The following is a 9867-nucleotide window of genomic DNA, read 5'->3' as shown; positions in this document are numbered from 1 at the left end:
CAGGTCGCCGGGTGAGTCTGTTTCCTTGGAGTTTTCGAGCACGTCCCACATATCGCGGGCCAGACCTCGCCGCTGGGCGTAGATAGAAATCGAGTAGAGAAGATCCACATTTTTTCGCACCAGGAATTCTGTCTGGGCCCGCGACGGGAGAGGTGACCGTTCGGGGAGCGGGAATTCATAGACGCGGTCCTCGGTCAGGACGACAGTGGCTTCCGCTGGCCAGTCTCGGTTGTATCGGGCGTACCAGGATCCCGGATTATTCCTGCGGTCCTTGGCGAAATCAGTCTGAATTTCCTCCGGTGAGCCGATCTTCAATCGGTATGGGCCTTTCACGCCTGAGGCGATAGCCCACCGCTCTATGGTCATCGGGTTACTGAATTCGGGATCGAGGACCCTGACCTCGGTCCTGCCATTTACTGTGACGTCGACGGCGATTGCAGCGCTGGATTCACGCAGCAGCTCACGATCTTGCGTGATGCTTGCCCCGAACGCACTGTTGTGCTTTGTTCTCAGTCCTGAGACACCCCCGGAAACCAATATCTTCCGAGGTTGGACACCCCACCGTCGGGCTTCATTCGCCCAAAGGTGGGCGCGCAGGTCGTTGCCCTCCTCCGGATAGAACGGATGCACCCTGATGTGGCCCTGGCTGGGATGGTCGACAGTGAGCCGTTCCAGCCGGTCGAGCAAGGCTTGGGATTGTTCCGGCGTTATCGTCTCTTGGAAGGTGCGCCCCAGCAGGTAGTCCATGTGAGCGGCATTCTTCCCGAATTTGTCATGCAGGAACTTCTGCAGGACAGTTCCGAATTGATGCCTAAAGGCTGTTTCTACTGCCCACAGCGGGTGCTGCTCAAGGTTGAGCCGCCGCAACATGTCAGCAGCTTCATCTGCTGTGGATGTGCGATGTAGATCATTGGCGAACTGTATGACCTCTGCAGATTCCCATACGTTGCGGCCCACGGGAGGCGCGATGTGCTGCAGTCGCAGGTCCTCAGATGCCAGAGCAGGAATCAGACCCACGGTGCGGAGGATGTCCTCTGAAGCCGACCGGGATATGCGGTTCTTTTGCACGGCGTTGGTGAGAACTACGGCCAATGAGTCTGACCCCTCACTTACGCGTCGCCATGCGTGCTTCAAGGTTTCTGGCGTGTTGATGTGTTGAGTCAAGTTGCGAGTCCTCAATACAAGCAACAGCCTTCCCACATCTACCTGACGGGACCCGAGTAGCGATGATATTTCTCTCGCACTGGCCAGCTCAGAATGAGAAATCACGGACGACGTGGAAGTGTGGGAGCCGATTCGGGATTCATTTACCGTGGGCGGGGCTCCGCCGAGCATGTGCTCGAAAGTGCCAGTGACAAGGTAGTCGGCGATTAGGGATGCCTGGCGGCTGAGCGGCTGCCTCTTGTGCGCTTCGTGCAAGCTGTTGTAGGCATCGGTGAACCCGTCGATCCGTTCGGGTCTGAGCCGCTCGGCGAGTTTCTTGATGACGAGGTCGTGTACTTCGTTCGCGCCCTTGGGGTCATGTGTGGTGAACTCGTCCCAGGTCGTGCCGACGGGGCGTGGGCGGACCTGCCCGGCCTCGCCTGTGCCGTCATGTGTGGATTCTTCCCCCGGTTCGGACGAGAGAAGGGCTTGGGATGCCAGGGCGCGTGTTTCCGCCTTCGCGGCTGTGGACGAGGTACTGGGGATAGCGGCGTCTTTGCCGGGCATGACGGTGGGCAGGCTTTCCAGGCTTTCGTCGGAAGCGATGCGGGCGAGGTGGACGGCGAGCTGATCGGCCTGTGCTTTGAGGCCGGCCTGGGTGAAGGCGGCTCCGCGCCCGGTCTCAAGCACCGCGCGGGCGGCGGTCATCTTCGCCGTCGGTACCGCGTCGCGCCCCATCCGCCGCAGCGTCAGGTTGACCTCATGGAGCAGGTTCGCGTCCCGCGACAGCACGTGCCCGCCGTTCGACACCGCAGACGGCAGAGGCGCCAGTTGCGGATGTGACGGCGCCGCGACGCCCTCGCCCGCCGGGATGTGCGCCTCGTCGTGTGCGTCTGGCGCGACTACCATCCGGTCGCCGTTCACCGCTGAGGCGTCGACGAACGCGTTGTCCACGGCCTCGTCCGCTCCGGGTGCGGTTGCGGAGGCAGGTCCTTCCCCGGACCGGACGCCCTGGCCGTCCGCGAAGAGGTCCAACTCGGAGCGAGTGGCATTCACAGCCGATGCACGATGCGTGCCCCTCTTCCTGGGGCCGGTGTCGGTGGTGGCGGGCTGGGCGTGATGGGGGTCCGGGGTGGGATTGGGGTGGGGCTTGGCGGGCTGCTTGTTGTAGGTGTTGAGGACGGTCTGGAGGCGGTCGCGCACGTCGCTGGCACCGGAGGGGATTCGGTCGAGTTTGTCCCGCAGGAATTTCTGGTTGAGTTCGTCGGTGTGGCGGGTCTGGGTGCGGGTTTTGTAGACGGTTGTGGTGGTGATATCGGAGTGTGTGCCGGCGTGGGGCGGGATGGGTGTGAGCAGGCTGCGCGCGAGAAGGACGGGGTCGGGGTGCGGGGCTTGGCCCGCGGCGGCGATGATCTCGGCGTCGGTGGTGGCGGAAAGGCCAGAGGCACCCAGCGCGTAGCGGGTGAGTATGAGGGTGCGTGGGGGATTGGCCAGTGATGAGGCCGGGAGTTGGCTGGTGCCCGGGGCGAGGCGGAGGATCTCGCGGAGGCTGTTGTAGAACTGCGGCTGGGTGAGGTCGGTGATAACGAGAGTGGCGGAATGGAACACTCTGTGGCTGTCGAGCTGGCTGTCCCCCCGGGCCGCACGTTGGTGCCACTCCTCCTCGAACATTCCGGCCAGCAGGTCACGCTGCTGTTGGATGTCCTGGGCGGCGAACAGGGGCGCAGGGATTTCCCCAGGACGGCTACGCCGGGCCAGTACAGCGCTTATCTCACGGTCGGAGACGGACGGGCTGATGCGGCCGGGCAGTGCCTGACGGGTCTCGAGGATATTGCGGGGCAGATCCCCCACATGTGCGGCGGAAGCACGATCGACTTCAACGGTGTGACGGTTTTCGCTCGCCCGGGAGAGGTCGAAGCGGGCACCTTCGTACACGTCGGGATCGGTCAGGTCCGTGAATCCGTCAAGGACCATCCGCAGGAAAACGGCACTGTCAGGCAGTGGGAATCCCCGAGTCAGCCGATCATTCCATATCTCCCCGAACATCCGCGCCGCGAGTGCGTGCTGATGGGCGATGTCCTGGGCGACCGCCCGCGGGTCCGGTTCGGCGTACCCGGCCATGGCCTGCCGTTCCAGAGCGGCATGTATCTCGGGATCGGAAACAAAACCGCCAATGCCGCGGGCCAGCCGAACCCGCACCCCCAAGGTCACCACTGCCCGGTCCAGCCCGTCCGCAACCTGATAACCGGACCAGTCCTGCCCTGCCAGACGAGCGATGACCTCCTCTTCCGGCCGCCCCGACAACTGCGCGAACCGGTCCATGAAGGCCTGTGTGTCGGGAACGAACTCGCCGTTTCTCGCCGTAACAGCAGCTCCTACGCGCGCGTACATCCTCGCCGCCGATCCCGGAAAACCCTCCATCTCCATAACGGTGGTAGCGAGTCTGTCGAATCTTCCGGTGGTGGTCCAGTCTTTCTTCATCCAGGCGATGAAATCGGCCCGGAGGGGCGCTTTGGCCTGCAAGAATTGCGGTGCGTAGCGGCCGAATTTATTCGTGTCGGCGAGATCCTCGCCCTTGTTCGTCTTCGCGTAGTCGGTGATCGGCGGTTCTCCCGGCCAATTCCGCTTGCCGTCCGGCGCCCAGGCGCCTACTCGCGTGCCGAACCATTGCAGCCTGTGGCTCAATGCTGCCGCGATGCGTTTGCCTGCGCCTGACGGTGTTTCGTTTCCTATTCGACGAAATACGTTAGGGTAACTCCTGCTCAGCTCCAGGGCCGCCGCCGCGTGCCTGGGTTTGGCCTTCCAGAGATCCGGATAAGCCAGGAAATTCGTGATCGTCAGTTCGAAGTCCATCTCGACGGTGTCTGCAACTTCGAGCCCGCCGTCCAGGGGGTCCTCTACGCCACTCCGGAATTTCGCGGCGAATAGCGACAGATATTCCCTTTCAGCCAGGGCGTGACTCAGTTCATGAACGGCAATCCCGGCAAGTCCACCGGGCGCGTTTGTTGAGTTGCTCTGGCTGTAAAGATTGATCAACTTGTGTTTCCGGAAGAACTGGCCCAGGAGACGGGGCTCTGCGGCCTTCTGGTTCATTCCACTGGTCACCAGCCCAATGGTGCGAATCTCCTGGGGGGTCTTTCTATTGCGCCACCTGCCGAGGAGCGGTTTGTAGTCTGTCAAAGCATCGACCAGTTGTTGCAGCTGCTGCAGGTCCCATGGCAGTGCCTGAATCTTGGCCGCCTCGTTGACCGGCGCGCCCGGATTGCTCTGCAGCACAGCCCAGACTCCGGCTCCGGAGTCCAGACGGATGTGAAACTCGTGGTTCAGCATTCGCTCGAGCCGTTGCGCCTCTGCGAGTTCTGCCGGACTGAGGCCGGACGCGAAGTGGCCCACCCCTGGCCGTGTGGCGTGCGTACCGGGCGAGCCGGCCCCTGCTCTGGTCGTGGCGCCTGTGATCGCCCAGGCCGGCCGTTCGGGAGGCGCCTGCGCGGGTTCGGAAGCGGTGGGACGGGTCACCCGTGACCCGTCCGGAAACTCGTGCGCAGTGTCGGGTGTGGGGAGGTGGGTGTCGAAGCCGGGCAGGCCACCGTCGCCGGCGAGATGGCTGTTGCTGTTGTGGTGGGCGACTGCTGTGGGGCCTGTGCCGTCGGCGGTTGTGGTGGTAGTGCGGGTGGGTTGTGGTCCGCTGGCGGTGCGGATGTCGGGGCGTGCTGCGGCTCCGGTGGTGCGGCCCGGGGCGGGATTGGCGAAGGCATCGGCGCCGGCCCGCTCCGCACGCGTGGCCATGGTCCTGAAGAGCTCCTCGCGGGGCACGCCGCCACCGTCAAGGAGCGAGGCAGTGACGTGGAGGTCTTCGTAGCTCTCGTGGGGGCCGTCGAACGTGGTGCCGTCCGGGTCCCGCCGTCTCTCGGGGGAGACCGGGACCGTCTCCACGGTGAAGGAGAGGCCGTTGTCGCGAGCGAAGGTCTCCAGGACGGACTTGTGGGCGAGTGCCTGGGACGGTGTCTTCTTGGTGAGGCCCTTTGCCTCGTCGGCGCCGAGGTGGAAGATCACGATCCGGTCCAGGTCCTGCCAGATGATCCGGCCGTGGACCTGCACCTCGATGTAACGCTCCAGCACTGGGGAGAGGGCTCTGGAATCGCGCAGGATCCGGTAGGGGGCGTCGAAGGCGAAGTCGGTGGCCTCGGCGAAGGCGAGCCGGACCAGGGATTCGGGGCCGTGGAGGAGCAGCGGCACCATGTTGCCCAGTCCTGTCACACCCTCCGCGCCGCGCGGACCGGGGCCGAAACTGTCGGTCGGCGTGAAGGTGGCCCGTTCCATCACATGGGGCTTGAGGTGGAAGACGGCCCAGCCATACCGCCGGAGCCCCCGCGGCCGGTGGGATGAGGTCAGAGCCGCGTAGCTGGGCAGGAGCGGGCGATCTGAGTCGGTCGGCGCGAAGAGCTCTTTGGGGTCGCCTGTGCGGCCGGGGTAGATACCGGCTTTGCTGGGGCCTGCGGTGCGCTTGACGGTGGCGCCGTACCCCAGGGATTCTTCTGCCGGGCCGCGGCCCGTGTTGAGGTAGCGGAGGTCGTCGGGGATCTCCCAGCGGTTGCGCAGCAGGACGGGATTGTCCCGCACCATCGCGTCCAGCACCGAGCCGCCGCTCTCGACAGCCTTCTCCAGGTCGATGTTGACCGTCAGGGTCATGCCGTTCCGCAGGTGGTGGAGAACCTTGGTTACCAGGGATTCCATCACCCCGTCGATGCCGCCGCCGACCAGGTACGGTTTGGCCCACGCCCATTCACCGCCGCGCAACTTGGAGATCAGCGCGGCACGGTCCGCGGCCAGGGTCCGCAGCGCACGCCGTTCCACCATGACGAGCACGGCCGCCTGCGGGGCCCGCAGGTCATCCCAGACCGGGCGGCTCCGCAGGGCGTGAAAGAGTTCCAGATCGTCGGAGAGCGACGCGATGCGCGTGTCCACAGCCGTGATCAGTTCGTCGTGGGTCGCCGCGGCACGCGCCTTGGTCAGCGCATCCATGTCGTCCTGGAACGCGCGCTCGGCGTCGGCGGGATGCTGCAGCCAGTGGGCGACTGTCAGGTCGCGGCTGGTGGGGATCAGCACGTGGACATCACGGCCGACGGCCTGGCCGGCTTTCGCTTTGTCGATGACGACGTGGCTGGCCGGGGGGACGAGTGTCACCGATTGGATGACACCCGGGGGGCCGGTGTGCGTTTCGTGACGGCCGCGCAGCCGGTGGAAGGTCGGTGCGCCGCCCGGCAGCATGCCGTGGCGTGCTTCCACCTCTCGTACCTCGGGTAGCGGGGAACCGTCGGTCATCTCGAACCATCGCCGCTCGGCGAGGGCTTGGTCCATGTCGGCCCGGACAAACCGGTTCCAGGCGTGCGCGAGAGCGGAGCCGTCCCGGTGGGCGGAGCCGCCTACGCCCTGCAGGTGGCGCTGCTCGGCGTCGGTGAAGCCGTCCAGCGCGTCGCCCCGGGCACGTCGGGCGGCGGTGAGCACCGTGCTCGCGTCGGTCGAGGCGCGCCAGTCGCTGCCCGCGGGGGTGGGGTCAAGGTCGTGACCGGTGGTGGCGCGTCCCTTGCCCTTCGGTGACACGGTCGGCGTGTCCGGCCCGTGGGGCGCTGCGGCCGTCGTACGGCCGGTTCCTGCCGGAGCCGCCGCGTCACCCCCGGTACCGGCGTGTGCTCCTGCTCCGGCGTGTGCTGTGGCTTCGGAGCCCGTCGTGGTGCTGGGGTCGGTGGTGGTGCGGGTGGCCGGCGCGCTGGTCGTGGTGGTGGTCGTTGGGCCGGTGCCGGTGGTGGTGGCTGTTGTTGGGGTGGTGTCCGCTGTGCGGGAGGTGGTTTCGAGTTCGTGCGGGCCGCCGTCGGTGGGGGTGGGGCGTGCTCGTTTGAGGGCTGCTTCGAGAAGGGCGATCTCTTTCGGGTTCGGGAGGGTTGCTGCGCGGGCGTGGGCGAGGGCACTTGCGAGTTGGTCGCCGAGGTCGGGTGTGTGTACCTGGTAGACGTCCGGGTTGAAGTCGAACAGATTCCAGTCGAGCGGTGGGCCGGGGTGGGCTTCCTCGCCGGGGGTGTGGATGGCGGCTGCGGGTGCGGTGTGCGTGGTGACGGTCGTTGTGTGCGGGTTCGCTGCGAGGTGTTCTCTGACGCGTTGGAGTATTTGGGGGCGTGGATCAGCCGGAGATGTTTCCTGCCAGTGCAGCTCCATCGTGTAGGTGTGCGCGATCGAGGCCATGTCTGTCAGACGCGTGTGATGGGTCCGCACCTCGTCGGACCGGACGAGACGTTGTCCGTATGAGCGGACTTCTATGACTGCTCGTGCAATATCCGCGTGCCGGTTTGTTCCGGGGTTCGTTACACTGATGCGATCAAGGTCATCAAGTGTGAATGTCTTCATGAAATCTTGCATGCGGACCTTGGGTGATTGGGTTTCCGTCAGGCCGCTCAGGAAGTAATCGCTCAGCTTAAACGGTTCAGGGCCGGGGAGCGGGATGTCCAGTGCCGATTCAGATCTTTTCGTTACTTTCGGGATTCGATCGTCAATAATCCTCTCGAACTCGCGCATAATGGATTCATGATGGAATGAGAGAAAGAATTTGGCGTTCGTGCTGAGGCTTCTGTGCAAGTCTTCAGGGTCGTGCCGCGGCAAGACTGCGGCATACGCTTTCATAAGCGCCGGGTCGGCTACTCTGTCCGCGTTTACGATTGCGGCTCCTACGATGTAGTGGAGCGCGACTACGCCCCGGAGTTCCTGCACGTCGCGCAATCGCGCATTGACGAGGTCACCCATGTCGGGGATGTGGTCCGGGGCGGAGCCGGTTGCCAGGAACACCATGTAGCGCCCGGCGACCCCTGCCGCAAAGGTCAGGGCATCACGCAGATGGGAGCGCGTGAGGTAGTTGTATGATTCGTCGCGCCAGGTTCCGTGATGGACTTCCGACAAAAAACTTGGAAGTCCGGCAAGGGGGACGCCGATGTTGTGGTGGACGTGTGCACCTCCTGGGTCCCCTACAGGTCGTGAAGTCACGGAGATCTGCCTGCCGATGTCCGTTAGAGTCCAGCCCAACTCGCTCGGAAATAGTTCACTCAAGGGGATGCCTGGAGTAGTCGCGCCGGGGGGGATTCTTCTGTCGACCAGTTGCTCAAGTCGTTGTTCCGTAGAAGCATAGAGATTCATCCCTCCGTCGAGATCGCTGTACATCTCGCCCGGAACATTGTTCATCACGCCGGGGATTACTTCGAGGATGAGGAAGTCTTCTCCTGCTCCCGTTCCCCCCGAGGCAACGGCAGCCTCTGAGGTTCGATACAGTTCATCTGCTCCCGCGGGTCCGAAATATAGTTCCTTGTTTTCCGTGACAATTCGCGCTCCGCCGGGTCCGCTGGCCAGGAGATCTGCGAAGTCGAGCTCCAGATCCGCACCTGGATGCGTGATAAGGACGTTGTTGATTTCGGCTTCGATCGATGAGCCCCCACCGCCCAGTCCCCCGCGTAGATCTGATGCTTCCGGGAAAGCCTGGCGGAATTGGTCGATGGCGGCTTCGGCGGTGGTGTGGTCGGGAGTGCTGTGGCGGTGCAGGGCGTGGTCCACGTCGGCGACGAGTTGTTCGAAGTGTTCGCGGAGGCGGCGGTGGGCGTGGTCTGCGGCCCTGCTGTCGTTGATGCGGACGGGCGGGCGTATTCCCTGGCGCTGAATGTAGGCGAGGGTGATGGGCTGGTAGTGGTCGTGGGCCGGGCGCGGTTCGGTGGTGCGGCCGGCGCGAGTGGTGGAGTTGCTGGTCCCTTCTTGGCGGTCCCAAGCGGGTGATTGGGGGCGGGTGTGTGTGGTGGCGGTGTCGAGGGTGTGGTGTGGTCGGGTTCCGCCGCGCATGCGGGTGGGGTGGCCGGTGAGGAGGAGTTCGGCGGTTCTGCGGGTGATGGTGCTGGTGTTGCGTTGGTTGTCGAGGGTTTGTTCGGCAAGGCGGGCTAGTCGGGTGAAGGCTTTGTCGAGGTCGCGGCTGTGGGTGAGTCCGTGTTCGCGGATGTGCTCGGCGACCTTTTTGACGGCGTGGGAGATCGCGTCGCCGTATCGGGGTTCTGCGGTGTCGGCCGCCCTGGCCATGGTGTCGGCGAGGGCGGTCTTGCCCGGCAGGGGTGAGGTGCCGTGCAGGGCGATCAGCTGGCTGTAGACGTTCACGGCGAGGACCGGATCCACCTCGTCCGCCCCGTCCGGCGCCTCTTGGCCGGCCGTTTCGGCTGTTTCGGCCGGGTGGGTGGGGATGGGTGCGGTGGTCGGGGTCTGCGGGTCCGTTGCGGGGGCGCGGGTGGTGGCGGGAGTCGTGTCCGTCTCGGGCAGGTGTGTCTCGAAGCCGGGCAGACCGCCGCCGTCGAAGGGGTGGTGGTCGCTGGTGAGGTGGCCGGTTGCGGTGGGGTGTTCGCCGTCGCCGGTGCGGCCGCGGTCGGTTGTGGTTCCGGTGCCGTCGGCCGTGATGGCCGCCGTTTCGGTGGCCGGGGCGGCTCGGGGTGTGCTGGTGGTGCGGATGTCGGGGCGGCCGGTGGTGCGGTCGGGTCCCGTCGGGGCTGCGGTGTCACTGCCTGCCCCGGCCATGGCGCCCGCTCGTCCTCCGGTCCCGGTGCTGGCTGCGGCGTGTGCTCCCGCTCCCGGGGTGAGGCCGGGGCCGAGGGTGGTACGGGCGGCCGAGGCGCCTGTCGCGCCCGTGGCGGAGGTGGTGGTGTGGTGCAGGAC

Annotated in this window: 1 pseudogene; it reads right to left on the bottom strand. The window is 65.2% G+C overall.

From position 1 onward, the window contains the following. Window positions 1-9729, bottom strand: a pseudogene (locus tag ACZ7OO_RS42580) (hypothetical protein); the annotation flags it as partial. Window positions 9730-9867 lie beyond the last annotated feature (138 nt).

The organism is Streptomyces sp. NPDC111744, from assembly GCF_055634995.1.
This window is presented reverse-complemented; position numbering and strand designations above follow the sequence as displayed.